At 62.0% G+C, this 24,977-nt stretch carries 22 protein-coding genes and 1 pseudogene; 12 read left to right on the top strand and 11 right to left on the bottom strand.

What is annotated here, in order from left to right:
• The first annotated feature begins 12 nt into the window (after positions 1-12).
• The 10 genes from NKH89_RS04505 (at position 13) to NKH89_RS04460 (ending at position 12,013) form a co-directional block, all read left to right on the top strand.
• Entirely contained in the window at positions 13-918 is a 906-nt protein-coding gene (locus tag NKH89_RS04505; protein ID WP_352589091.1) for a MurR/RpiR family transcriptional regulator, read from the top strand.
• Entirely contained in the window at positions 915-2,246 is a 1,332-nt protein-coding gene (locus NKH89_RS04500) for an aspartate aminotransferase family protein (protein ID WP_352589094.1), read from the top strand. The genes NKH89_RS04505 and NKH89_RS04500 overlap by 4 nt, the downstream gene beginning before the upstream one ends.
• A 94-nt stretch (positions 2,247-2,340) precedes the next feature.
• A complete protein-coding gene (locus NKH89_RS04495) occupies positions 2,341-3,294 on the top strand; it encodes a TAXI family TRAP transporter solute-binding subunit (RefSeq protein WP_051409598.1) in 954 nt (317 codons plus the stop codon).
• 56 nt (positions 3,295-3,350) lie between these two features.
• Entirely contained in the window at positions 3,351-5,951 is a 2,601-nt protein-coding gene (locus NKH89_RS04490; protein ID WP_023717037.1) for a TRAP transporter permease, read from the top strand.
• 31 nt (positions 5,952-5,982) lie between these two features.
• Positions 5,983-6,945, top strand: coding sequence for a DMT family transporter (locus NKH89_RS04485; RefSeq protein WP_352908443.1), 963 nt, complete (start codon positions 5,983-5,985; stop codon positions 6,943-6,945).
• 148 nt (positions 6,946-7,093) lie between these two features.
• Entirely contained in the window at positions 7,094-7,813 is a 720-nt protein-coding gene (locus NKH89_RS04480; protein ID WP_352639196.1) for a FadR/GntR family transcriptional regulator, read from the top strand.
• A 51-nt stretch (positions 7,814-7,864) separates the two neighbouring features.
• A complete protein-coding gene (locus NKH89_RS04475) occupies positions 7,865-8,839 on the top strand; it encodes a sialic acid TRAP transporter substrate-binding protein SiaP (RefSeq protein WP_502896870.1) in 975 nt (324 codons plus the stop codon).
• Between the two features lie 145 nt (positions 8,840-8,984).
• Positions 8,985-9,557 (top strand): TRAP transporter small permease, encoded by a 573-nt coding sequence (locus NKH89_RS04470; RefSeq protein ID WP_352639197.1) that lies wholly within the window; start codon positions 8,985-8,987, stop codon positions 9,555-9,557.
• A gap of 3 nt (positions 9,558-9,560) precedes the next feature.
• The gene (locus NKH89_RS04465; RefSeq protein ID WP_352639198.1) at positions 9,561-10,967 is read left to right on the top strand and encodes a TRAP transporter large permease; all 1,407 of its coding nucleotides are present in this window, start codon (positions 9,561-9,563) and stop codon (positions 10,965-10,967) included.
• A complete protein-coding gene (locus NKH89_RS04460) occupies positions 10,964-12,013 on the top strand; it encodes an L-idonate 5-dehydrogenase (protein ID WP_352547647.1) in 1,050 nt (349 codons plus the stop codon). Before NKH89_RS04465 ends, NKH89_RS04460 begins: the two co-directional genes overlap by 4 nt.
• A 125-nt stretch (positions 12,014-12,138) precedes the next feature.
• Here the strand turns inward: NKH89_RS04460 and NKH89_RS04455 are convergent, their stop codons facing one another.
• The 7 genes from NKH89_RS04455 to NKH89_RS04425 all read right to left on the bottom strand — a co-directional run bounded on the left by NKH89_RS04455 (position 12,139) and on the right by NKH89_RS04425 (position 18,164).
• Complete coding sequence (locus NKH89_RS04455) at positions 12,139-13,878, bottom strand: relaxase/mobilization nuclease domain-containing protein (RefSeq protein ID WP_352547649.1); 1,740 nt, start codon at positions 13,876-13,878, stop codon at positions 12,139-12,141.
• A gap of 243 nt (positions 13,879-14,121) precedes the next feature.
• A complete protein-coding gene (locus NKH89_RS04450) occupies positions 14,122-14,874 on the bottom strand; it encodes a lytic transglycosylase domain-containing protein (RefSeq protein ID WP_502896869.1) in 753 nt (250 codons plus the stop codon).
• 298 nt (positions 14,875-15,172) lie between these two features.
• Entirely contained in the window at positions 15,173-16,075 is a 903-nt protein-coding gene (locus NKH89_RS04445) for a DUF736 family protein (RefSeq protein WP_352908494.1), read from the bottom strand.
• 472 nt (positions 16,076-16,547) lie between these two features.
• Positions 16,548-16,838 (bottom strand): helix-turn-helix transcriptional regulator, encoded by a 291-nt coding sequence (locus NKH89_RS04440; RefSeq protein ID WP_352639202.1) that lies wholly within the window; start codon positions 16,836-16,838, stop codon positions 16,548-16,550.
• A gap of 114 nt (positions 16,839-16,952) precedes the next feature.
• Positions 16,953-17,579, bottom strand: a complete 627-nt coding sequence (locus NKH89_RS04435) for a DUF2285 domain-containing protein (protein WP_352547657.1) — start codon at positions 17,577-17,579, stop codon at positions 16,953-16,955.
• A complete protein-coding gene (locus tag NKH89_RS04430) occupies positions 17,536-17,760 on the bottom strand; it encodes a transcriptional regulator domain-containing protein (RefSeq protein ID WP_352547659.1) in 225 nt (74 codons plus the stop codon). Before NKH89_RS04430 ends, NKH89_RS04435 begins: the two co-directional genes overlap by 44 nt.
• A 125-nt stretch (positions 17,761-17,885) precedes the next feature.
• The gene (locus NKH89_RS04425; protein WP_352547661.1) at positions 17,886-18,164 is read right to left on the bottom strand and encodes a DNA -binding domain-containing protein; all 279 of its coding nucleotides are present in this window, start codon (positions 18,162-18,164) and stop codon (positions 17,886-17,888) included.
• A 78-nt stretch (positions 18,165-18,242) separates the two neighbouring features.
• Here NKH89_RS04425 and NKH89_RS04420 point away from each other — a divergent pair, with 78 nt between their 5' ends.
• Positions 18,243-18,470 carry a helix-turn-helix domain-containing protein gene (locus tag NKH89_RS04420; protein WP_352547663.1) on the top strand — a complete coding sequence of 76 codons (228 nt, stop codon included), beginning with the start codon at positions 18,243-18,245 and terminating at the stop codon, positions 18,468-18,470.
• 119 nt (positions 18,471-18,589) lie between these two features.
• Here NKH89_RS04420 and NKH89_RS04415 read toward each other — a convergent pair.
• From NKH89_RS04415 to NKH89_RS04400, 4 genes and pseudogenes are all read right to left on the bottom strand, one after another.
• Positions 18,590-18,918 (bottom strand): annotated as a pseudogene (locus NKH89_RS04415) (DUF736 domain-containing protein).
• A gap of 850 nt (positions 18,919-19,768) precedes the next feature.
• Positions 19,769-20,704, bottom strand: a complete 936-nt coding sequence (locus NKH89_RS04410) for a DUF2493 domain-containing protein (protein ID WP_352547665.1) — start codon at positions 20,702-20,704, stop codon at positions 19,769-19,771.
• A 314-nt stretch (positions 20,705-21,018) separates the two neighbouring features.
• Positions 21,019-22,065 (bottom strand): DUF7146 domain-containing protein, encoded by a 1,047-nt coding sequence (locus NKH89_RS04405; protein WP_352908493.1) that lies wholly within the window; start codon positions 22,063-22,065, stop codon positions 21,019-21,021.
• Complete coding sequence (locus NKH89_RS04400) at positions 22,065-22,382, bottom strand: hypothetical protein (RefSeq protein WP_352547667.1); 318 nt, start codon at positions 22,380-22,382, stop codon at positions 22,065-22,067. The genes NKH89_RS04405 and NKH89_RS04400 overlap by 1 nt, the downstream gene beginning before the upstream one ends.
• A 962-nt stretch (positions 22,383-23,344) precedes the next feature.
• Between NKH89_RS04400 and NKH89_RS04395 the strand changes: the two genes are divergently transcribed.
• Positions 23,345-24,616: a tyrosine-type recombinase/integrase gene (locus NKH89_RS04395; protein WP_352547669.1), complete on the top strand. Its 1,272-nt coding sequence runs from the start codon at positions 23,345-23,347 to the stop codon at positions 24,614-24,616.
• Positions 24,617-24,977: the final 361 nt, after the last annotated feature.

Here is a 24,977-nt window from a genome sequence, read left to right as displayed (position 1 = left end):
CTAGCAATATCCATGGATCAGGGAGAGCTTGCTGGACAGATCGTCAGTGCCTTCGACGGCATGTCGGCGCAGCTTCGGTCCGCCGCGCGCTATGTCCTTGATAAGCCGTATGATGTCGCGTTGTTGTCCATGCGGGAGCAGGCCCGGCACGCGGGAGTGCAGCCGGCCACGATGACGCGGCTGGCCCAGCATCTCGGCCTTGATGGCTACGAGACCGTACGCGATATCTACGCCGCCGCGATCCGGGACGGCGAAATCGGTTTTGCCGGCAAGGCGGGCCTCCAGGTGGCCAGCCAAAAGCTCAAGGGCGACCACGCGCTGGCGGCCGATATTCTGGATTCAATTTCCAGCCAGCTTGCCCATCTCGCCGAAAGCAGGTCGATCGACCGTCTGGTCGGCACGGCCAGGGCGCTGAGTGCGGCAAGGCGCGTCTATTGCCTCGGCCTGCGCTCGAGCCACGCAGTGGCCTGGCATCTGCATTACATCCTGTCGCTGATCGGCGAGAAGTCGGTGCTGCTGCACGGCATCGGCGGAACCGACGGCGACGCTCTGGCCCACGCGACCAAGGACGACGTGCTTGTCGCCGCCAGCGTCCTGCCCTACACGCGCTTCACCATCGAGCTTGTCGAGTATGCTGCCGGCCGCGGCGTACCGGTCATTGCGATCACCGACAGCGGGGTAGCGCCCTTGGCGCTGCTTGCCGATCACCTGGTCATCGTGCCGACGGGCAGCCCGTCCTTTTTCCACACCATGACGCCAGCTTTCATCGTTGCGGAGGTCCTCGGTGCTCTTGTCGCAGGGCAGGCAGGCGAGGGCGCTGTTGAGTCGCTGCGACGTTTCGATGAGCAGGGCGCCGCCCTCAAGACCCATCTGAACCAACGTCCGCCGAAGAAAATGCCCATGAGGGACCGTCGATGACACACATTCTTCATCGAACCATCCACTCGACGCTGCCGATCGCCATTCGCGGCCAAGGCATCGAACTGTTCGATGCCGAGGGCAAGTCCTATATCGACGCGTCGGGCGGCGCCGCCGTGTCCTGTCTCGGCCACGGTCATCCCGACGTGATCGCTGCACTGCACACCCAGCTTGACCGCATCGCCTACGCTCACACCAGCTTCTTCACCACCGAGGTGGCGGAGCGCTTGGCAGATCGGCTGGTCGAGGACGCGCCGGAAGGGTTGGACCATGTCTATCTGGTCAGCGGCGGCTCGGAGGCGGTCGAGGCCGCGCTCAAGATGGCCAGGCAATATTTTGTCGAGAAAGGCGAACCGCAACGGCGCCATCTCATCGCACGCCGGCAGAGTTATCACGGCAATACGCTCGGTGCTCTCGCCACCGGCGGCAATGAATGGCGGCGCGCCCAATTCAGGCCGTTGCTGATCGAGACCCATCACATCGACCCCTGTTACGCCTATCGCTATCAAAAGCATGGCGAAAGCGACGAAGCCTATGCGGCGCGCGCCGCCCAGCAGCTCGAAGACAAGATCCTCGAACTCGGCCCGGACGAGGTCATCGCCTTTGTCGCCGAGCCGGTGGTGGGTGCCACACTCGGCGCCGTGCCGCCGGTTGCCAATTATTTCAAGCACATTCGCGCGATCTGCGACCGCTACGGCGTGCTGCTCATCCTCGACGAAGTGATGTGCGGCATGGGCCGTACCGGCACGCTGCATGCGTGCGAACAGGACGGCATCACTCCCGACCTGCTGACCGTCGCCAAGGGGCTCGGCGGCGGCTACCAGCCGATTGGCGCGGTGCTGCTTGGCAGGCATATCTTCGACGCCTTTGCCCAAGGCTCGGGCTTCTTCCAGCATGGGCATACCTATATGGGGCATCCAATGGCGGCCGCGGCCGGCCTTGCCGTGCAGGAGGTCATCCGACGTGACCGTCTGCTCGACAACGTCAGCGCAATGGGCGCGCAGCTGGACGAACGCCTGCACCAACGCTTCGATAACCACCATCACGTCGGCAACATTCGCGGGCGGGGTCTGTTTAGGGGAATCGAGCTGGTGGTTGATCGCGCCACCAAGGAGCCGTTCGACCAGAGGCTTGAACTCAACGCCCGCATCAAGCGCGAAGCAATGGCCCGCGGCCTGATGATTTACCCGATGGCCGGGACGATTGACGGTGTGCGCGGCGTTCATGTGCTTGTGGCGCCGCCTTTCATCATCTCCAAACAGGATATCGATCGGATAGTCGAACGGCTCGGTGAGGCGATCGACGCTGCGATCGCTTCAGCGGCCTGACCCGCACGACGCGGATCGTCTCAACCCAATTCCAACGCGTCATCGGCGACGGGCCGGGACAACCACCAGAGAGGTAGCAACCATGTATAGTTCGATGAAAACCCTGATCGGCGCGGCGGCCTGCATGCTGCTGGCGCTGCCATCCGTCGGAGCCGAGCAGCGCTTCGTCACGGTCGGCACCGGCGGGGTCACCGGCGTCTACTACGCTGTGGGCGGCGCCATTTGCCGACTGATGAACAAGGACCGGCAGAAAACCGGCATCCGATGCTCGACCGAGTCGACCGGCGGTTCCGTCTTCAACGTCAACTCCATCCAGACCGGCGACCTCGATTTCGGCTTGACCCAATCGGACGTCCAGTACCAGGCCTATGAGGGGACTGGAAATTTCGACGGCAAGCCGTTCAAGGATCTGCGGGCCGTGTTCTCCGTCCATCCCGAGCCGTTTACCGTGCTGGCGCGGCCGGACGCCCGCGTCACCAAATTCGAGGACTTCAAAGGCAAACGCTTCAACGTCGGCAATCCCGGATCAGGCACCCGCTCGTCGATGGAGGAATTGCTCAAGCAGATTGGCTGGACGCTCGGCGATTTCTCGCTTGCCGCTGAGCTGAAGGCGGACGAGCAGGGCAGCGCGCTGTGCGACAACAAGATCGATGGTTTCTTCTATGGCGTCGGTCATCCTTCCGCCGCGATCCAGGATCCGACCACGGCCTGTGGCGCCAAACTCATCCCACTGACCGGTCCGGCAGTGGACGCGCTGTTAGCAGCCCATCCCTACTTTTCAGTCGCCACCATCAAGGGCGGCATGTACGCCAACAATCCGGACGACGTGAAGACATTCGGCGTCCGCGCCACTGTCGTGGCGAACGCCAGCACGCCCGATGAGGTGGTCTACGAACTGGTGAAGTCGGTCTTCGAAAATTTCGACGACTTCAAGAAACTGCATCCGGCCTTCGCCAATCTCGATCCCAAGGAGATGATCAAGACCGGTCTGTCGGCGCCGGTACATCCGGGCGCGGAGCGCTACTACAAGGAAAAGGGCTGGCTCTGAGGCCTCCGATGCGAGGCGCAACGGGCACCTCGCATCGCAAATAATTGTGGGGAACGATGACAGATCAAAGCCAGCGGGCGGCAGCGCCTGACCAACCCGTTATCGACATTGACAAGCTCAGCGAGATCGTCGCCGAGGCCGACACCGGTGGGCGCAAGCCGACCGGCCGCACCGCGAAGCTGATCCTCGGCGTATCGCTGGCATGGTCGCTGTTCCAGCTCTGGTATGCCTCGCCCCTTCCGTTCATGCTCAATTTTGGAGTTGTCAGCGACGGCATCGCCCGCTCCATTCATCTGGCCTTCGCCCTGTTTCTGGCGATGCTGACGTTTCCGGCCTTCAAGACCTCGTCGCGCAGCCGGGTGCCGCCGCCCGACTGGGTGCTAGGCATCGCCGGGGCGGCGTCCGCCCTCTATCTGTTGGTTTTTTACAGCGATATCGCCCATCGGCCGGGTCTTCCGACTACGGCTGACCTGGTCGTCTCGATCGCCGGCGTCCTCATCCTGCTCGAGGCCGCGCGTCGCGCCGTCGGGCCTGCTATCACCGTCATCGCGGCGATCATGCTGATCTATATCTTCGCCGGGCCTCACCTACCTGGCCTGCTCGGCCACAAGGGCGCGACGTTATCGCGCGCAGCCTCGCAGATGTGGCTGACGTCGGAGGGGGTCTTCGGTGTTGCCCTCGGTGTGTCCACCAATGTCGTCTTCATGTTCGTTCTGTTCGGAACATTGCTGGAGCGCGCCGGCGCCGGCGGCTTTTTCATCCAGCTTGCCTTCTCGCTGCTCGGCAAATACCGCGGCGGTCCGGCCAAGGCCGGTGTCGTGGCTTCCGGCCTGACCGGCATGATTTCTGGGTCGTCGATCGCCAATGTCGTGACCACCGGAACCTTCACCATCCCGCTGATGCGCCGGGTCGGATATTCTGCGGTGAAGGCGGGCGCCATCGAATGCGCGGCCGGCGTCAATGGTCAGCTGATGCCTCCGGTGATGGGCGCCGCCGCGTTCCTGATCGCGGAATATGTCGGCATCTCCTATGCCGAGGTGGTCAAGCATGCCTTCTATCCAGCGCTGCTGACCTACGGCTCGTTGTTCTACATCGTCGATATCGAGGCGATGAAGACGGGGATGAAGGGCCTGCCGTCACGCAGCACGCACTCCGCATTTCAGGGTGCGCTGCGTGGGCTGATGGGCATATGCGGCTTCATCGTCCTCGCAGGGCTTGTCTATTACGGCATTGGCTGGACGAAGATCGTTTTCGGCGCGGCCGCGACCTGGATGATCACTGCCGCGCTGATCGCCGTCTACATCGGCCTTGTCGCCTACCGTGCGCGCTATCCCGACCTGCCGCTGGAGGATCTGGAGGGCGAGATCGTAAGGATTCCGCATTTCGGCGAGACGGCGCGCACCGGCCTGCATTTTCTGCTGCCGGTGATCCTGCTGATCTGGTGCCTGATGGTGGAGGAGCTGTCGCCCGGCCTGTCGGCATTCTGGGGCGCTGTCGCCCTGATGGCGCTGATCGTGACGCAACGGCCGCTCACCGCCTTTTTCCGCAAGGACCGTGCGCTGGCACGGCATTGGCTTCGCGGTTTCGACGATCTGGTCGGTGGCCTGTCCGCCGCTGCACGGAACATGACGACGGTCGGCATTGCCACTGCGACGGCCGGCATCATCGTCGGCACGGTTCTGCTCACGGGCATCGGGCTGGTGATGACCGAGCTGGTCGAATTCATCTCGGGCGGCAGCTTCATCGTCATGCTCTTGTTCACCGCGGTGATCTGCATCATTCTCGGCATGGGCATGCCGACCACTGCAAGCTATGTCGTCGTCGCCACCTTGATGGCGCCGGTCATCGTCGATTTGGCGGCGCAGAACGATCTTGCCGTGCCGCTGGTCGCCGTCCACATGTTCGTTTTCTATTTCGGGCTGATGGCAGACGTGACGCCGCCAGTGGGGCTGGCGGCTTATGCTGCTGCGGCAATTTCCGGCGCCGATCCGGTGAAGACCGGGATTCAGGGTTTCAAATACGAGATCCGTACCGGCCTGCTGCCGTTCATCTTCATCTTCAACACCGGACTGCTGATGATCGATCTCGAAGGTCCGTTCGACTTCGTCGCGATGGTGGTGACGTCGACGCTGGCCATGGTCTCGTTTGTAGCAGCGACGCAGAATTGGATGCTCGTGCGCAACCGCTGGTACGAGACGATTGCGTTGCTGCTGGCCTGTTTCATCTTGTTCAGGCCGGGACTCTTGCTCGATCAGGTGAGCGAACCCTATCGGGCAGTGCCTGCCTCCGAACTCGGCCGTATCGTCGACGAGACAGCCGAGGGGGGCGCAGTTCGCTTGCGCCTGACGACACTGAACCTCAACGGCGATGAGATATCGAAGCTGGTGCGGCTACAACTCGGGCCTGGAAATTCATCGGCCGAACGCCTGAAGGCCGCGGGCTTGGACGTCAGTGCGCTTGGCGATAACGTGACGGTCGGCGTGGTGCGACTGGGCAGCCAGGCGGCCAAATTCGGCCTGCAGCCGGGCGACGAAATCAATCAGGTGCTAGTCCCTGCGGAACGGCCGTCGCGCTATTGGTTCGCCATCCCGGCACTGCTGTTGCTCGGTCTCGTCGTCTGGGGTCAGAAGCGGCGAAGGCGGACGGTTGGTCTATAAGCGCCTTATGAGCGGAAGAGTCTTGGCCAGCATGTCGGTAACAAGAGAACCAAACGGCGCCCCGGAGCCGGCTACCGCGGAAAAGCGCACGACGACGCGCGACCGCCCCTTCGAACCCGTCGACTACGGGCTTTACGCGCTGACGGTCATCGCCTGGAGCGCATCGTGGTTCGCGATCGAACTTCAGGTCGGCAGCGGCGTATCGAACGAGGTCAATCTGGTCTGGCGCTTCGCCATCGCCACGCTGCTGATGTTTGCCTGGGCGGGTTTTTCCGGCGGGCGGCTCCGCTTTCCGATCACCGATCATCTGCGCTTTGCTGTGCTCGGCATCCTCATCTTCTCATCGAACTTCCTGTTTTTCTATTACGGCGCCGGCTATCTCGTCAGCGGATTGCTCTCGGTCGTCTTCTCGCTCGCCTCGGTCATCAACATGCTGCTCGGTGCCTTGGTCATCGGCGAGCGCCCGGCGCCGCGCATTCTCGCCGGCGGCGTTATTGGCTTCGCCGGCATAGCGCTGATGTTCTTTCCCGAAATTGCCGCGAACGGGCTTTCAGGCAGGACGTTGGTGGGCCTTCTGCTGTGCCTCTGTGGCACGCTGAGCTTCTGCGCCGGTAATCTCGTCTCCGTCGCAAACCAGCGCCGCGGCCTGCCGCTCGTTTCAACCAGCGCCTGGGGCATGCTCTATGGCACTCTGTGGTCGGCGTTCCTGGCCTTCATCCTCGGCGAGCCGTTCGTGTTCGCGACGACCGCTTCCTATATCGGCTCGCTGGTCTTCCTCGCCGTCATATCAACGGTCATGGCTTTCGCCGCCTACCTGACGTTGCTCGGACGCATTGGCGGCGCCCGCGCCGGTTATGCGACCGTCATATTTCCCGTCTTTGCGCTTTTGATCTCCACGGCGCTGGAAGGCTATGCCTGGACCGCTTACGCGATCATCGGGCTCGTCCTCGTCGCCGCCGGGAACGTCCTGGTCATTCGCGGAGGACGGCGCTGACGCATGGAATGCCTGCGCAATGCCGCCGCCTTCCGCTGCGCGGGCCGCGGTTCTGTCGAGCTTGACTCTCTGCATCGTCCGTCTAAGCTTGCGGTCAATGGGTCAGACCAATGTACCAGGGGCGAGCCGGGGAGGGAATTAGACGCGCATGCCGATCCAGGCCGTTGAACCACGCCGGCTATACCGACAGGTCGCCGATCAGCTCAGGCAGGTGATCGATGCCGGCGAGTTTTCCGTCGGCGACCGTCTGCCGACCGAGCGGGATCTGGCCGACCAGCTCGGAATTTCCCGCCCGACGGTCCGTGAAGCGCTGATAGCGCTGGAGGTCGAAGGCCGCATACGCATCCGCGTCGGCTCGGGCATCTACGTCACCGATCCGCCGACCGCCGCCGCCTCCGAACCCGAAATCGAGGAAGGCCCGTTCGAGCTGTTGCGCGCGCGCGAATTCGTCGAAGGCGCGATCGCCGCCGAAGCGGCCCTCCATGTCCGGCCTGCAGATATCGAACGGCTCGACGACGTGCTGCGCCGGATGGAGGCCATGCGTCACCCCAACAAGATGACCATTACGCTCGACCGGGAATTCCATACTGCAGTCGCCGGCATTCTCGAGAACGCGGTGCTGGTGCGCTTCATCGGCGAGCTTTTCGACCAGCGCATGAACCCGTACTTCGAACGCCTGTCGATCTATTTCGAGACCAACGATTCCTGGCAGATCGCGGCAAAGGAGCATCGTGCCGTGCGCGATGCGATTGCCGCGCGCGACCCCGAGCGGGCCAAGGCCGCCATGCAGCAGCATCTGCGCCAGTCGCAAATCAGATTCTCACGCAATTTCGATGAGAGAGCCGCAGCCAAGGAGGTTGCGGAATAGCAGTTGGCCGGGGGGAGATCCGGCCGTCAAATCCAACCAGGGAGGAATTAGATGTTGAGAAAATACGCAGTTCTGCTCGGTGCGATCGCCGCAATTGCCATACCCATGGCGTCGGCCTCGGCGGAAACGGTCCTGAAATGGGCACATGTCTACGAGACGACGGAGCCCTTCCACACCGAATCCGTGTGGGCGGCCGACGAGATCAAGAAGCGCACCCAGGGCCGCTACGCCATCGACGTCTATCCGGCCTCGCAGCTTGGCAAGGAAGCAGACATCAACCAGGGCCTGATGCTCGGCACCGTCGATATCATCATTTCCGGATCGAGCTTCGCAGCGCGCGAATATCCACCGATCGGCGTCACCTATTTCCCATATACTTTCCGCGATGCCGACCATCTGCTGAAATACACCAAGAGCGACGTCTACAAGGCCCTGACCAAGGGCTACGAGGACAAGACCGGCAATCACATCGCCGCCACCACCTATTATGGAACGCGGCAGACCACCTCGAACCGGCCGATCGCCAAGTGCTCCGACATGCGGGGCTTGAAGATGCGCGTCCCCGACGTGCCCGCCTATCTAGCCATGCCGCGTGCCTGCGGCGCCAACACCGCGCCGATTGCCTTCGCCGAGGTCTATCTCGCCCTGCAGAACGGCACGGTCGAGGCCCAGGAGAACCCGCTGACCACCATCGAGGCGAAGAAATTCTACGAGGTGCAGAAGAACATCGTGCTCACCGGCCATATCGTCGATCATCTCAACACCATCGTATCGGCGTCGCGCTGGGCCTCGCTTTCCGACGAGGACAAGAAGATCTTCACCGAGGTGATGCAGGAGGCTGCCGCCCGCGCCACGGCGAAGATCGTCGCCCGCGAAAAGGAACTGGTGCAGGTATTCAAGGACCGCGGCATCACCGTAACCGATGTCGACCGTGCCGACTTCGAGAAGAATGTGCTGGAGAAGGTCACCTTCGAGGAATTCGGCTACAACAAGGCCGATTGGGAAGCGATCCGCGCCATCAAGTAGGGCATCGGGAAATCGAATGCTCAATCAAGAGGATAGGGCGGCAATCGGATTCGCCGCTTTAACCTGCCCATCCGTCCGGCTTCAAAATTACGCCGGACGGCCTTTCCAATCCTTGACGACCCACCAGCTTCGGGAGCCCGCGCCAATGGCCGAGGAACACCACACCGAGATCACCGTCGAAGAAATTGCCCACGCCTTCGAGGAGGTGCCGGTACACGTCGACCTGTCGGACCACGGCATTGAGGACTGGATTACGCTTGCCGTGTTCTGGGGCATGGTCGTGTGTGTCTTCCTGCAGTTCTTCACCCGTTATGCGCTGAACAACAGCTTTGCCTGGACCGAGGAGATCGCCATCAACGCGCTCGTCGTCGTCGTTTTTCTCGGCGCCGCCATGTGCGTGCGCCTTTCGCGCCACATCCATGTCGACGTGCTTTACCACTATCTGCCGGAGCGCGTTGGCCGTTGGCTGGCGCTCGCCGTCGATATTATCCGCATCGCATTCTTCGCCTACGGAACATGGCTGATGTGGCGCTACGTCATGATCGTGGCGCATGAGCGCATGGTCACAGTCAACCTGCCGCGGCGCTGGTTCTTCTACGCCGTCTTGGCTGGCTTCGTGCTGATGCTTCTGCGCTCGATCCAGGTCTTCGTCGGCAATTACAGGCGCGGCTATTCGGTGCTCGAGCGTCCCGGTGCGTTCGAGACGGCGGGGGTCTGAGCGATGCTGCTTCTGGTAGGGGGCTTTCTTGTCCTGATGCTCATCGGCGTGCCGGTCGCTGTTTCGATGGCGGCCGCCTCGATCCTTTACCTCGTCATCTACGGCGTCGCGCCCGATATCATCGCGGCCCAGCGCATGATCGCCGGGGTCGAGAGCTTTCCGCTGCTCGCCGTTCCCTTCTTCATCCTGGCCGGCAACCTCATGAACATTGCCGGCGTCACCGGGCGCATCTATTCTTTCGCCCTTGCCCTGGTCGGCTGGATGAAGGGCGGCCTGGCGCAGGTCAACATCATCGGATCGGTGATCTTTTCCGGCATGTCGGGCACCGCGCTCGCCGACGCCGCCGGCATCGGCACCATCGAGATCAAGGCGATGAAGGACCACGGCTATCCGATCGACGCCGCCGTCGGCGTCACCGCCGCTTCCGCCACGCTCGGGCCGATCTTCCCGCCCTCGCTGCCCTTCGTCATCTACGGCATGATGGCCAATGTCTCGATTGGCGCGCTGTTCATGGCCGGCATCCTGCCCGGCGTGGTCATGACCGTGCTGATGATGATTACGGTTGCCATCTTTGCCTACAGTCGCGGCTGGGGCTCCGACACACCTTTCGAGCTTCGGCGGCTCGCTGAAGCGGCGGGCGAGGTGCTGGTGGTGGCGGCCTTTCCGATTGGCTGTTACGTGCTTGTGCAACTTGGCCTGTCGATCAACATCGCGGTCGGTATCGCGCTGCTGGTGCTGATCGCGGCGGACTGGTATTTCGACTTCTCCGCGGTCATGGCGCTGATGACGCCGGTCATCCTGATCGGCGGCATGACGATGGGCTGGTTCACGCCGACCGAAGCGGCGATGGCGGCTGTGATCTGGTCGCTTTTCCTCGGCCTGGTGCGCTACCGCACGATGACGCTGCGTTTGCTTGCCAAGGCCAGCTTCGACACGATCGAAACGACCGCTTCGGTGCTCTTCATCGTCACCGCCGCATCGATCTTCGCCTGGCTGCTCACCGTCAGCCAGGCGGCACAGTTGTTTTCGACCTTCATCTTCGCGCTCACCGAAAACAAGTGGGTCTTCCTGATTCTGGTCAACATCCTGATGCTGGTGGTCGGCTGCTTCCTCGATACGATCGCCGCGATCACCATTCTGGTGCCGATCCTGCTGCCGGTCGCCGCCGTCTACGGCATCAACCCGGTGCATTTCGGGCTGATCATGACGCTCAACCTGATGATCGGGCTTTTGCACCCACCGCTCGGCATGGTGCTGTTCGTGCTGTCACGTGTCGCCAAGCTTTCGGTCGAGCGCACCACCATGGCGATCCTGCCGTGGTTGGTGCCGCTTATCGTGGCGCTGCTTCTGATCACCTTCATACCCGCCATCACACTCTGGCTGCCGACCGAGATGGGCTTGATCCGGTGAGTGGCCAGGTGATTGCCGCGACGCTGTTCGGCCCGCAGGACCTGCGCGTCGTGGAGCGTCCGCTCGAACCGCTGGCACCAGGCATGGTGCGGGTGCGCTTCGGGGCAGGGGGCATCTGCGGCTCCGACCTGCATTATTTCCGCCATGCCCGCACCGGCGACTTCGTTGTCACCTCGCCACTTGTCCTCGGCCATGAAATCGCCGGCGAAATCGTCGAGATCAATGGCGCCGCGCCCGGCCTTGGCATCGGCGACCACGTCGCGGTCAATCCGTCGCGCTGGTGCGGGCATTGCGCGCGATGTCTGGAAGGCCGCGCCAATCTCTGCGAAAACATCTATTTCATGGGCTCGGCATCGAAGACACCGCATATGCAGGGCGGCTTTGCCAGTCTGTTCGACGCCACGCCCGCGCAATGTTTCAAGGTTCCATCTGACGTGGCCTACCAGGCGGCCGCACTTGCCGAGCCGTTGGCGGTCAGCCTGCACGCCGTCGCGCGGGCCGGCGACATCAGAGGCCGCAACGTCGTCCTGTTCGGTGCCGGTCCCATCGGTCTCTTGACCATGCTCGCGGCCAGGCTTGCCGGCTGCGCTGAACTGACCGTCGCCGACATCGCCGCCGCGCCGCTCGCCTTCGCTCGCCGGCTTGGCGCTGACAGCACGACCGACCTTTCCGGCGGTAGCGCCGAGCTTCACGCGCTCTCGGCCGGCGGTTCGCTCGATGTGGCGTTCGAGATTTCGGGCAGCGCGGCCGGCCTTGCCGCTGCGATCGCCAGCGTCCGGCGCGGCGGTACGGTGGTCCAGGTCGGCAATCTTCCCGGTGGCCAGGTCCCGCTGCCGGCCAATGCGGTGATGGCCAAGGAGATCGACCTCAAAGGCACCTTCCGCTTCGGTACAGAGTTCGGTCGCGCAGTCGACCTCATCGTGTCGCGGGAGGTGGACGTCCTGAAGCTGGTGACAGCGGAGCGCACGCTTTCTTCGGCCCCCGATGCGTTCCGACTTGCCGCCGACCGCACTCAGAGTGTCAAGGTCGTGCTGATTGCGGACTGATTGAGAATTTGCAGGCCTGTTTTGAAAGAGGCCATGGCGGTCGGTTGGGGAGGTACATACAGAATGTGAGACGCCCGGTGCTGGCTTCCTGAGACTAGCATCAGACAGAATCTGCGCGTGTCGTCTCACAACCCGATGCCGCGCTTCTTTCCAAAGCTCCAATCCATGCCCCCTGTATCCGGACACACGACTCCGGAAACCTGATTGCCAAAGCGCTTTTCGAGCGATGACGACCAGGGCACGAGCCTGAAGTCCAGCCCATTGTCGATCATCGCGAACCGGCCGGAAGCCAGCGAGAAACGCTGCCGGTAAATCCCAGCCACATGATCGCCGTTGGCAGCGTTTCTGAATGACATGCCGGTCTCGGCGGCGAGGCGGATACCGAGCGATTCCACCTCATGAACGTGTAGCGTATCGATCAGATTGCGCGCTAGAATTACGCGCTGTCCCTCGCGCCTGGCCAGATCGCGCCTGGCAAGCTCGTCGACCCGATCTTCGAGTGCCTGTCTTACCTCCCTGCCAAAGCCGCCGTCGCGGAGTTCGGCTGGCTTGCACGCAACAAGTTGCCGATCGAGCCAAGTCGCTCCGGAAGCATGGACCTGCTGTTCGATCGAAAGGTCAGAGCGGACGGCGAGACTGACCCTGCAAGAGCCATTTGCACCCGCATCGCGGCACAGCTCCACGACCGAGCCTGGGGCAGAGTCCCCGGCCGCGTCAGGGTCATAGAAGCGAATATGGTGCGGGCGACCGTCGATGCCGTCGACGATGGCGTAGGCCGAGCCGCGCAGTTCGTCCAGGCCGCGTTCGAGCAGTCGGCCGATCACCGGCGCATCAATCTTTTCGGCCGCGAGCACATACTCGGTTGTCCCTCTTTCCAGCCCCCGCGCGGTGAGGCTGCGGTGCATGCGCTTGATGATGTCGCCGCGTTCGCCGAGGGCGCGCAAAGTCGCCTCGGCTTCTTCGGCCACCATCCATTGGCCCCGATGGATCTCATACGCGAGGCCTAGCCGTTCCAACTGCCGGAGCCGGCCGACCTTGAGTCCTATGAACTCGTCTGGCTGGTCACCAGGATGTGGTGCCACTGCAATGATGCCATGACGGTCGATGTCGCGAGCAAGCTGGCGATCGAGCTGCGTCCAGCGCTCAGTGTCGACCTGCCGCTCGATGGCCTGGCGGATGTCGAGGTCGGTGCGGAGCCCCAGCGTCTGGGTGAGAATGTCGCTCGCCCGATCGCGCATGCCCTGGCGGATATAATCGCGAGAGATGACAAGATTCTCGCCATTGTCGGCAACGCCGCGAACGAGGATGTGAACGTGTGGATGTTCGGTGTTCCAGTGATCGACGGCAATCCAGTCGAGCCTCGTGCCGAGGTCGCGTTCCATGTCGACCATCAGTTCACGAGCGAAGTTCTTGAGGTCACCGAGTTCCATTGCATCGTCCGGTGAAACGATGAGACGGAAGTGATGCCGATCGTCCTTGCAGCGGTCGGAGAAGGCATCATCATCTGCCTCTTCGGTGTCGGGACCGAACATCCTCGCCTTCTCGCCATCACGTGTTACACCTTCGCGGCGAAGGTACTTGAGATAGGTGGCGAGTGGTGGAGACCCTCTGAACTGCCGCACCACACGGGTCTTGACGACGGCGCCTCGTGAGCACTCAGACATGAGGTGACTGGCGCGGATGGCCGCCGACCTGCCGCGGCCAAATGTTGAAGCTCGTGGGGAGGTGATCCGGCCCTTGCTTGTAAGATGGCCGCCAGCGCGCTGTGTGGCCGCAAGCGCCTGGAAGATGAAGGGTCGCGCGCGCTGCCCGGCGCGGGAGCGGATGTGACCAGGGCGGACGCGAAAGCTATCGTCACGTTTCATGCTAGGCGCCCACGAGGTGCGGTTTCCGTTGGAAAAACCGAAAAATGGGAATAGCGCACATCGCCGTTTGTGCCAGCACATCGCGAATTGAGCTGAAACTCATAAGGAAAACAATCGGCCGACCGAGCCGCACCTCGCGGCTCTTTATCCTGCCACTCTTTGCGCCCTTATCCGTGGCCAACCCTTCCGCGGCAATGTCCGCGACGGAACAGGCCGGAACGCAATCGAGGAGGAAGCTCCCGGTCATCGCGATATAGTCAAAGACGGCTGAGCGAATAGACCGGGAACAGCGGGGTTCGGCCAGAAACGGGTCTCACCTGGCCATGGCTCGATCGCGGTCAGGTCAGCAACAGAATTGCCCATTAGCGACTGCATTGCGGACGAATGAATCGCCGCAAAGGTCGTGTCTGCATAACCATTGCCATTCAATGCAGCGGCCTTCCGAATGTCATTGGTATGCGCAAAAAGCGCGGTACTGCGTGAGCTGGCTCTGTCTCTTCCTTGCCGTGCACACCTCGGACTGGGAACTGCGTCATTGATCAGCGGCGCGAGTTTCCTGACGTAGTCGACCGTCTCGCGTGGCAGCGGACGGCCGGTGGACAAATGTTCCTTGTACCGTCCAGGGCCGGCATTGTAAGCGGCAAGAAAGCCGCTGCGCCCGAAGCTGTCGAGCATTTCGCGAAGATACGCAGCGCCTGCAAGAATATTGTCACGCGGCTGATAGGGATCGTCGCCTAGTCGATGCTTGATGCGCAATTCTTCCCACGTCGCCGGCATTATCTGCATCAGCCCCATTGCGCCTTTGCTTGAAAGCGCTCGAACATCGCCGACGCTCTCGACATGCATGACGCCGCTAAGCAAACGGTCTGGAATGGCGAACCGTTTAGCCGCTTCCTGGATATGTCGCGTCCACGGGCCAGCCGACAAGGAGTGCGCCGACAGTTCACCATGAGAGCATGCGTCTGCACGAGCTTCGGGCGTCGCGAAGGCGAGCACGACGCATGTGGCAATCCTTGTCATACCTCGATGGACGGCATCCCGCGGACCCCGGAACCGATGCGCCGCCAGTCCGCCACGGTGTTCACTTCCGTTAAGCGCAACGCCTCGTCGGCCGGACAAGCCTTGCCAAAACTGTGATGAAATGGGCCTCTGGAGCGACAAGCAAGCGTCCGGCCGCCCCTGATGTTCGTCGCGCGCGGCTGTCGGACTGGCGATCCTGTCCAAGGGTTTGACCGCCCGATCGATCAAGGGCGTTGACGAAAAAGATTCGTCGAAGGGCTCAAACAGCATCTGTTCAGCCTCGTCCGTCGCGCTTCGATGACCGGTTCCAGTGCAGGCTCCAGATGCTGTTCTCGGCGTCGGACTGGAACAGCTTCGCGCGGATCGGCTGCGTAAAGGATGGGTCGTCAATTGAGACCGAGACATAGTCCCCAGCCTTGTCTCCGGTGTGGTCCCACGCCGCGCCGACCGCCATTCCCTCGCAATAGACGAGGTGGTCGGGCGCGTTTTCGGTCTTGGATTTCTCGGCAGGCAGGATGGCAATCTTCGCCTCGATTGTGAGCGTTGAGAGATTGCCGAAGAAGCCGTCATCATTGCGCGTGAAGGTGCCGATCTGGGGCATTGCAGTGCTCCTTTCATGAGCGTTTAGTGAGCGTTGAGACGAGCCGTGACGGTATCGCCGGGAAACGTCGTTGGTGACATCCAGCACCGGAGCCGCGCGCTCCGTGGTCCAGACGGGCACCGCGCAGCCAACAATCGATGCGAGCGGCAGGGGGCCGAAATAGCGGCCGTCAAAACTTTCGGCTGCGTTCGGGTTCATGAGGAAGACGTCGTCGTCGGCGATCTCGCGACAGCCCCGCCAGCTGGGCAGGGATCGACCGCGGCTGTCACGCTCGCGAGCATGTCCATAGGTCCTGCCGTTGACGATGATCGCTGTACCTTCGCGGCACACGGTTGCGCCCCCGAGTGCCAAAACATGCTTCAGGAGCGGCACGTTTTTCGGCAGATATCCGCGTCTTGCCATGAACGCCACCAATGGCTCGGGCGGCATCACGACGGCGATGCTCCCAGCAAGGATTTTGTCGGCCGGCAGAATGCGATAGAGGCCGATGGGGACGCTTGCGGATGCGTTCCAGATGGCCAGCGGCGGGTGGCTAATCCATGCCGGCGCGGCGGCGAGCACTGAGCCGCCAATCATCGCCGCGATGACCTTTGTGCGCTTGCTCATGACTCGATCCTGGGGCGCAGCAGGCAAACGTTACGACGCTTGCGCCTGTATGGACTCGGCTGCTCGCATACGGCCATCCGGCTGTGGATGTGCCGCCGTTGACCAGGCCAAATGAAGGTCGGCGTTAGGTGCTGTTTCGCCGCTGGCACGCGCGGTCGCAATCTCCTGGCATGGGCGTGGATGCTTTGCGACGCAGCCCAGGCCAGGAAGTCAGCGTTCCAAATCGTTGCCGTGCCATGCACATTCGCCGCCTCAACGCGGAACGTTTCCTTCTCCGCATCAGAGTGGATCGTTGTCAGGCCGCGGGATTTCACCAATAAGGCCGGCAACCACGCCACGAGGTCCCGCGTGCGGTATGGGGCGAAGCCGGATGAGTGGGCATGAGGCAGCGCAAGCTGCTGCTGAACGGTCTCACGGCACTGCATTGTTGTTGCACCACAGATCAGAAGCTGCGGTCGCGCTTGCCGACATAAGCCGGCGCGCGGGCTGCATGTGGTTTTGCCGGCGGAACTTTGGTCGCGTTCGCATCGCTGGTGGAGGTGCGTGCGCCGAGCTCTATCCAGGCATGCAAGTCGTCGATGTCATAGAGGACGCGTCCGCCAATCTTTCGGTATTTTGGCCCGGTGCCGTAGGTCCGGTGCTTTTCGAGTGTACGGGCGCAGAGTCCTACGATCGGTGCTGCCTCCTTCGTGCGCAGGTATTTTCGGGGCGCGTCCGCGGGACCCTTCGACATTGCTCGATCTCCATTCGGTTGTGCTGTCATCCTGGCCTGCCGGGACGCGCAAAGCGGACCATGCTCGAAATGGGGAAAGGGGAGGGAGGGCAAAGATCGGGGGGCGTGTTATTGCTACCCCGAAGAACGACTTCGGCGGCCGGACTTCCCGCTGCGACTGTGGGGGTAGAAGAGAAGATCGCGATAGCCGCCTGCGACCAAAAAAGCCGCACGGCGCAAGATAGCCCGGACCTTGTGCCGGAGGTGATGATCACGCCAATCTCGCGGCACAATCGGCTCGCGCGACAATAACACCTCCGCGATCTGACGATAGGTTGCACCCATGTAGTGACCATCATGCGCGCGCAAATTGAGGATATGCCTGGTCTTGGTCTGTTGCGGTAGCGCGCCGTAGGATGGACCGGCCGCTCGGCCGTTCAGCGCGCGCCAGAGCCGGCGCGCCGCATCGAGCCGCGTCTCAAATGCAGCGTCTAGGGGCAGAAGGATAGCATCGAATTCGCCGGAGTGGTCTTCGCAGACCACATGGCTCTTCCCGGTTGAAGCAGACCAAAGAATGTGAAGTCCTTCCTTCTGCTGCCAAACGCTGGCTCCGATAAGTCTGGAAGGCCGAATTCTCTGATGAGAGGGGCTGATCGACGCAGACATCCGCGTGGCCCGCAGCACGCGCGGCGAGGCCTGTTCTGTCCAGATGATATTCTCAGCCTGCGGAAATCCGGCACCGGCAGTTTTGAAATCGCGCACCCCAACGGGCAGCGAAGTCGCGCTGATCGACAGGATCTCCGGAACCTGAGAGCCGCGAGGCGATCTGGCGGCACTCGGCGATGAATTTATCGTTCCGGATCAGATACTCGGCGGCGAACTCCTCAGCTTGGTAGCTGCACATGTGCACGTAGGCCGCCGGTTCGGTCCAATCGTCCTGCACGGTTCCTGTCCTCTCCGCATAACTGCATCTGAGGCCCCGGCATCAACATTCAGGGTGAAGAGAAATGTGAATAGTTGGAGAGTCGGCAAATCGTTGCGCAGATTCAGCAAAGCATGACAAGGCGCTCAATGGGGAGCGCCGCCTGCGAGAAGATACTGGTAGCCGCTGGTCGTCATCCATCGCGCGCGTGCAAGATGGGTTTCCCAAGAGCGGAACGCCCGCTCCGGCTCCTGTTCTGGGTCAATGTGCAGGACGATCCTGGCTACCTCTCGCCAGTCGGCATCTTCCGCCGCCGCGTCAAGCAGGCGAATGTAGGTAAGTAGCCGCTCCTCATCATAGCCGGTCAGGATCGGGTCATTCGGCGCAGTGTCGGCGACATCAGGATCGAGCAGTGGCTTGAGCAAGCGATTTCCAATCGTCGAAGTCAGTTTGTCGAGAATACTCCGTGGCTGAATACTCGACAAGGCATTGCACTCGCGGACATGGAAATACGCGAGGTATTTGCGCGCAATCTGAGGCGGTACCGAAAGGCGGCGGGGCTTTCGCAAGAAGAACTTGCCCATCGCGCGGACGTTGATCGCACCTATATCAGTGCATTGGAACGCAGCGTCTACGGCGCGACGATAGACGTTGTCGACAAGTTGGCAAACGTTCTCGGCATCGAGGCCGCAGATCTGCTCAGACGTCCTGCACCGATTGTTCAAAGATGATGAGGACGATTCTCGGATTGCGATCTTGATGGCCGCTGTGAACTGCGACTGCACTCCGCTGCAGCTTCACAAGCAAAAGACGGCTCCCGCCCGGTTCGCGGGCGGGAGCTCGCGGCTTCTCAATCGCCGTTGCGGCGGCCGTTGGGCCGGGACCAATGAGGCTGTGGCCTTCTCCGTCCTCATCGTCGAAGAGGTTGGCGTAGATCGGAGCGGTGAAGCTTGGATCGTCCAACTTCAGGCCAAGATAGTCGCGGCCCTCACTGGAGCGCTTGGCCCAGGCGGCGCCGATCTCGACCTGCGCTACGAAGACGCGATGGCTGGGGGCGCTGTCGCCGGAGCGGTTTGCCTCGGGCACGATGCGGACGTTTTTGGCCCGAAGCGAGAGGGTGACGATTTCGCCGCTGAACTCGTTGTTGCCGGTCTTTTTGAACGTTCCGATGGTCGCCATGAGCTTTCTCCTTGAACTCTGTTTCGAGCCCGCACCATTGCGGCCTCGACGGCGATCTGCGGGCCGGAGGCGATCGACGCCGCATCGCTTGCGACCGCAGCGTCAGCGGAGGATGGCAGCCAAGCGACTTTGTTGTTTCGCGAGGAATGACGGCGAAGCCGAAAGGGGAAGAAAGTCGATCGGCGCCATTGCGGCTTAGGCGATTGAGGCGAAGCCGACCTTCGGCCAGATCAGCCCATCGAAGAGGTCGTTTGGAGCGGCCGACCAGATAGAGGGATCAACGGAGGATTTCAGGCGAAACCATCGCACTGGCGAGAGCCCGGTTACCACGATCACCGCTGTCGATGCTTCCCCTGAGCAGGCTTCAGGGAACAGCAAGCTGGTGCTAGCTCCGCGCTTGACACGTGCATGCCGTGGCTCAGCTCCAGCTGACGTGCATCGCCGGATATTCGCCATCTTTGGAACGGGACGGCAGTCGTGGCGAACCCGAAGCGTGCGTCGCGCGATGTCGCGTCAGCGACAACGAAAGCAATGCACAGGCTGGTCAGAAACAGCATCGGATCCGCCTCGGTCCTTCGGTGCGTTCGCCCCGATCCACGCCCCGTCCGGTTGAACGGACGTCACCATCTCGCCTGTGATGCCGGCTGCGAAGCAGCTGAAACGCGGAAGGTAAGCGAGATAGCGTCGCGCACCTGCGCATGGACGTGGATTTGAATACCCCAACAGACGGGGGGCGCCGGGAGCGGAAAATCCGCCATCCCGAACCCACGCAATCCACCGAATTGGAAAGAAGCCGCCCGGCCCGACCGCGGCCGTGTCGTGCAACGGACAAAAAGATAGGAGAGCGGCGCTATGCGCCGCCTCCCTTGGGGCGGAAGTCGAGGACTGGGATGCCGAGCTTCTTGGCCTTGTCGGCAAGATTGTCCTGAATTCCAGTCCCGGGAAAGACGATGACGCCGATCGGCAGCACGTCCAGCATTGCGTCATTGCGCTTGAACGGGGCGGCCTTCCCATGCTTTGTCCAATCGGGGGCAAAGCCGATTTGCGGTACCTTACGATGGTCGGCCCAGCAGGAGGCGATCTTTTCGCCACCTTTCGGCGATTTCCCGTGCATCAAGACCATATCAGGATGCCTGGCGTGGACTTGGTCGAGCTTGGCCCAGATCAACTGCTGATCATTGAAGTCGAGACCGGCGGTGAAGGCGATTTTGGGGCCTGGTGGCAAAAGGACTTCCTGCGAGGCGCGTTTCTTGGCGCTGAGAAAATCGCGGCTGTCGATCACCGCAGAGGTCAGGTTGCGGTGGTTGACCATTGATCCGCTGCGCGGTCGCCAGCTCGATCCGGTGTGGCGCTCATAGTGCTCGGCAGCCTGATCGCGCATCAGTTCCAAGGCGTTCTGGCGTTCGATGAGAGTCTGTCCTTCGGCCGTCAGGCGTTCCAGCTCGACCGATTTCACTTCGCTGCCGTCCTGCTCACGCTGGCTGCGGCGCTGCGCCTGCTCGTTATGGTCAAGTTCACGCTCGATCCGATCTGCGGCGCGGTGAAAGACGTTGACGGTCGACCAAAGGAGATCGTCGAGGTCGGGCTCGAGGCGGGTATCTTGCAGGGTGGCGACGAACGCGTCGAAGATGTCTGCAATCGCGCCGGCGACGCGGTGGCCCTCCGGAAGCGGTCGGGGATCCGGCTCATCCCCGAAGGGCCGGTAGCCATAGAGCTGGAGTTCGGTGAGAGCGTGGTCGATCGGTGAAGACGAATGCTGCGGTTCGTAGTCGTCATGCTCGCTCATTTGGATGCTCCGTCGGTTGGACCGCGACCCTCGCGGCCTTCTTCATGGCGACGAAAGCCGGCGGGCGGGACGGTCCTGCACCCGCAGCGAAGTGGAGGGCCGGAGCGTCAGCGGAGGAGGGCGCAGGCCGGCTATTTTGCCTCGCGATGGAAAGCGCTCCCTTGGGAGCGCGCCGGAAAATAGTCGGCCGAAGACATTGCGAGGCCGGGTCGTTTGCTGGCCGATCGCCCTCTTGAAGGCCGGAGGGGTGGTTTCTCTCCGATCTCAGGAGCACCCGAGCAAATGCCACGACGCGGGGAGCTGCCGGTTCCGGGCTATGCCGCCACTGGCATAAATCTGGCGATGTCCTGTGGGGCGAGTTGGACCCGGGCGCGCGCTCGAAGATCAGTAATGCCGAACTTACAGAGATCTTCGTTGAAATCGCCAAATGCCGGCGAGAGCACGATCGCCTCGATCCCGGCAGCATTTGCTCTTTCGATCAAGACATCGCGCGCGCCGTCACCGGCTGGATCGGGGTCATGGACAATGTAGAGCCGTCTGAGGGTGACCGGGAACAGGATGGCAGCAAGATGCGCGGCCGAGAGTGCTGCGGCCATGGCCATGTCGGGCAAGATACACCGAACCGACAGGACCGTCTCGATGCCCTCGCCGGCCGCCATGACTTCGCCGGGCCGACCAAAGCGAACCGCATGCCCGAGAAGGTCGCCCATAGCGCGCCTCGGGGTATCTACTGGTGCCTTGCCCTTGCCGGAAGGGTCAATCCAGGTGCGATGTGCGCCGGTCAAATGACCGCAGACATCGGTGACGGAAGCGATCATCGCCGGCCAGGTCTCAGTCGGCGAGTGTTGGTCGGACCGATAATAGCAGTGGGGGTGAAAACGCAGGCATTCGGTCCCGTGCAAAGCAGTAATACTGCGGTTGCGCAGATACGTCTCTACGACCGTGCCCGCAATCGGCCGCGACACCGCAAATAGCCGACGCGCCTTCTCCGACGTTTCCGACGGCGCGGCCACCAACTTCGACCGGGTTGATGTCTGCTCTGGTTCGGGATGCGGTAACCCGAGAAACGCTATTGCCTCATGGGCAACGTCCCTGAAGTCGCTCAAGCCGCGGCTTTCGCGGATGATATCGAGAAGATCGCCATGCTCCCCGGTCGCCGCGTCAGTCCACTTGCCGGCTGCGCCCTTTCCGCTCTGCGAGCCGACGAGCCGCACGAACATCGAGCGGCCCGGCGTGTTTCGGACATCGCCGACAAACCAGTAGCGGCCCTCGCGATGTCCGTTAGATAGATAGTGGCGACAAACCGCCTCGGCCTGCCGGCCCAAGCGTTGCGCCAGGTTGGACGCGTCGTGCCGGGGCATCATGCATCCTCCCGCGTCTCGATGCGGCGCACGGGATAGCGCTCCAGCAGCTTGCCCAGAAGTGCGGGTCCGAGCGCCTGCGGCTCAGTGGGAGTGGCCGACCCTGCGCGAATCTCGACGGCAAGGCGCGCGATGCGTCCGCTGGTGGTCTCGCGCACGATGAGGTGCGAGTGGGTCGTCACTTCAGCTATGAGGTCAGGTCGGTCCTCGATCCAGATGTCAGCTTTGACGCGGGCCTGGGACGTGGAGAACGCCACCTTCTTGAAGGCGAAGTCTCGCGAGGACAGAAGGGTAATTTTCTGAACGGTAGTCGCCATGGGGATGTACTCCGAGACGGGCAGTCGAGAGCCTCTCTCTCGATTTTCAAACCCGTCATGGAGATTCCGGCACTCCTCGTCCTCTTGTGCTTGCCAGCCAACCGAGGTTGTCGCGGGATAGCAACTCAGTCACGGCGTTCCTGTTTACAAACGCGGCTGCAACATACAAACGTGCAGCAGTGGCAATTAAGGACCACAGCGCGGCGATGAACGACGAGCGCGGCCGGTCGCCCCCATTGGAAGCATCTCCGTTCTTCATCACGCCTTCGGCGCTGTGGCGTGCGACACCGAGGGCATGCGGCTGAGTTCGATGGCGAACAGAGCGCTTTTTGCGACGGGTAATCGATTTGGACGTGGGTAGTCATCACGCGCGGCCTACCGCTAATCGTCGCCAGCAATGACGTTGCCAGCCAAGAAGCGAAGGAGATACTCCGCTGCCCTGCTCGCCTGAAAGGCGGCGCGAGGCGCGCGGGCGTTGCGACGCAATAGGCCCTGCCGGCAGTATCGATACTGAAACGATGGTCGAATCCCCTTCGGAGTGTGTCTGGCCGGACTGGAAGCAGAGGCCAGCCAAAGACTTGTTGGCGCAACCACTCCGATTGACAGGTCGAAGGCGCCCCTTCGCCGCAGCACCTCCGGCGGGCGGTTTTCGCAGCCGGTTTTTTGGAGAAGAGTTCTCCGGCAGGACCATGTCCAGAACGGCGAGACAGGACGGAGTGCTCAACGAGGTCCGCGAACAGCTCGGACCTAAGAACTGCTGAGGACTTCCTATTGAAAATCCCCGACCAATTCGACGAGACCACGCCACTGCGCGTCGAAATCGCTGCGCGAATTGCCTTTCCCGACGGCTCGATGAGCGCAGCAGGCCTACGCAAGGAACGTGACGCCGGTCGACTTGAAACGGAGCTAATCGCCGGAAAGGAATACGTGAGCTTGATGGCAATCGCGAGGATGAGGGAACTATGCCGCGGACGTCGAAAGGGCCACGCCTGGTATGGCGTGACGAAAGCTGGAAAAAAGATGGAACGCGCCGAAACAAAGCTGGATGGTTTATCCGCGATGGAACCAGCTTCATCAGCGCTGGCGGCGGCGAAAAAGGCCGTCCGGGAACTGAAGCTGAAAAGGCGCTGGCCGCCTACATCGGAAGCAAATACCACCGAGCGCGGGGAGCCGAGGACGTCTTAATTGCCGATGTGGTCAACCTCTACCTTAAAGAGGTTGCACCGAAGCACGCCACACCAGAAGAGACGGCGGCTCGGCTGGACAAGGTCCTTGATTTCTTCGGGGAAAAGACTCTCGCCGCCATCAATGGCAAACTCTGCCGCGAATACGTTGCGTCGCGCCCCACCGAAGCCGCGGCGCGCCGCCAACTCGAGGATCTTCGTGCCGCCATCAACTACTACCGCAAGGAGGGTTATACAACCGCCGCACCGACCATCATCCTGCCTGACAAGGCCGCCGCACGCGAACGCTGGTTGACCCGCAGTGAGGCGGCCGCACTGATCTGGGCCGCTTGGCGTATGAAGCAGACATGGAAGGGCCAAGAGAGTGGCCGGCGAACTGGGCGACATCTCGCGCGCTTCATCCTCGTCGCGCTTTATACAGGAACGCGCTCGGCCGCAATCTGCGGTGCCGCCATGCGTCCAACCAAAGGGCGCGGTCATGTGGACCTAGACCGCGGTATCTTCTATCGCGGTGCCACCGGCGCTAGGAAGACCAAGAAGCGGCAACCCCCCGTACCCTTGCCGGAGCGGCTGCTGGCGCACCTCCGGCGTTGGGCGCGCACTGATCTCCACATCGAGACCAAATCGCGCGGCAAAAGTGCGAACATCGGTCGCAAGATATCGCAGGATTTTGTCGTGGAATGGAATGGAAAGCCGGTGCAGTCGATAGACAAGAGCTTCAAGACGGCGCGCGAAACCGCCGGCCTGAGGCCCGACGTCACTCCGCACGTGTTCCGCCACACCGCGGCGACTTGGTTGATGCAGGCCGGCACCGATATGTGGCAGGCTGCGGGCTTTCTTGGCATTACGGTGGATGTCCTGATCGAAACTTACGGTCATCATCATCCTAATTTCTTGGCAGACGCCGCCGAGAAGATCACGAAGAAGCCGGGTTTCTCCAAGTCGCCGCAAACCGTTCCCAGTATAACTCAAATCGCGAGACACGAACGCGGTGTGCTCATCCCACAGGTTTCCCACAGAGACGGCGAAAGGAAACGTGACCAGTCGTGAGCGAACGTGGCGAAGGAGCCCAAAAACATAGCGGCTTGCTGGTAAATCCACATCGTTCGGGACGATGGGATCGCACGTTCAAAACTGCCATCCGCACCCGCTAAAAGGTCTACTCCGGCTCCCGGAGCGCGTGCTCCCAGCCGTGCCGTGGATCGGTTTGCCGGGTCCCGAAAGCGACATTGAGTGTCGGAGGATTAGAGGCAAAGGTCGTGATGCTTGGCTTGACGGTGGCATGCGGATCCCCGATGTTATCCGAGCGCGTTTGACCTGCCGTCCATCAGAGAGGGCATCACGGCGAGTGATTTCGCCTTGCTGCTGAGCGCTGAACGGCGTGAGGTGCCCCGCTTCGGTGAGACCATCA

The sequence above is a fragment of the Mesorhizobium sp. M0923 genome (assembly GCF_040319365.1).
Lineage (GTDB): Bacteria > Pseudomonadota > Alphaproteobacteria > Rhizobiales > Rhizobiaceae > Mesorhizobium.
This window is presented reverse-complemented; position numbering and strand designations above follow the sequence as displayed.

Bases quoted from the DNA above. Each gene is read 5' to 3' on its own strand.
- NKH89_RS04440 (WP_352639202.1), bottom strand. From the start codon at position 16,838: ATGTCGAAGGGTCCCGCGGACGCGCCCCGAAAATACCTGCGCACGAAG.
- NKH89_RS04480 (WP_352639196.1), top strand. From the start codon at position 7,094: ATGCCGATCCAGGCCGTTGAACCACGCCGGCTATACCGACAGGTCGCC.
- NKH89_RS04495 (WP_051409598.1), top strand. From the start codon at position 2,341: ATGAAAACCCTGATCGGCGCGGCGGCCTGCATGCTGCTGGCGCTGCCA.
- NKH89_RS04410 (WP_352547665.1), bottom strand. From the start codon at position 20,704: ATGAGCGAGCATGACGACTACGAACCGCAGCATTCGTCTTCACCGATC.
- NKH89_RS04475 (WP_502896870.1), top strand. From the start codon at position 7,865: ATGTTGAGAAAATACGCAGTTCTGCTCGGTGCGATCGCCGCAATTGCC.
- NKH89_RS04485 (WP_352908443.1), top strand. From the start codon at position 5,983: ATGTCGGTAACAAGAGAACCAAACGGCGCCCCGGAGCCGGCTACCGCG.
- NKH89_RS04505 (WP_352589091.1), top strand. From the start codon at position 13: ATGGATCAGGGAGAGCTTGCTGGACAGATCGTCAGTGCCTTCGACGGC.
- NKH89_RS04470 (WP_352639197.1), top strand. From the start codon at position 8,985: ATGGCCGAGGAACACCACACCGAGATCACCGTCGAAGAAATTGCCCAC.
- NKH89_RS04400 (WP_352547667.1), bottom strand. From the start codon at position 22,382: ATGGCGACTACCGTTCAGAAAATTACCCTTCTGTCCTCGCGAGACTTC.
- NKH89_RS04490 (WP_023717037.1), top strand. From the start codon at position 3,351: ATGACAGATCAAAGCCAGCGGGCGGCAGCGCCTGACCAACCCGTTATC.
- NKH89_RS04455 (WP_352547649.1), bottom strand. From the start codon at position 13,878: ATGAAACGTGACGATAGCTTTCGCGTCCGCCCTGGTCACATCCGCTCC.
- NKH89_RS04395 (WP_352547669.1), top strand. From the start codon at position 23,345: ATGCCGCGGACGTCGAAAGGGCCACGCCTGGTATGGCGTGACGAAAGC.
- NKH89_RS04445 (WP_352908494.1), bottom strand. From the start codon at position 16,075: ATGATTGGCGGCTCAGTGCTCGCCGCCGCGCCGGCATGGATTAGCCAC.
- NKH89_RS04500 (WP_352589094.1), top strand. From the start codon at position 915: ATGACACACATTCTTCATCGAACCATCCACTCGACGCTGCCGATCGCC.
- NKH89_RS04420 (WP_352547663.1), top strand. From the start codon at position 18,243: ATGGAAATACGCGAGGTATTTGCGCGCAATCTGAGGCGGTACCGAAAG.
- NKH89_RS04405 (WP_352908493.1), bottom strand. From the start codon at position 22,065: ATGCCCCGGCACGACGCGTCCAACCTGGCGCAACGCTTGGGCCGGCAG.
- NKH89_RS04465 (WP_352639198.1), top strand. From the start codon at position 9,561: ATGCTGCTTCTGGTAGGGGGCTTTCTTGTCCTGATGCTCATCGGCGTG.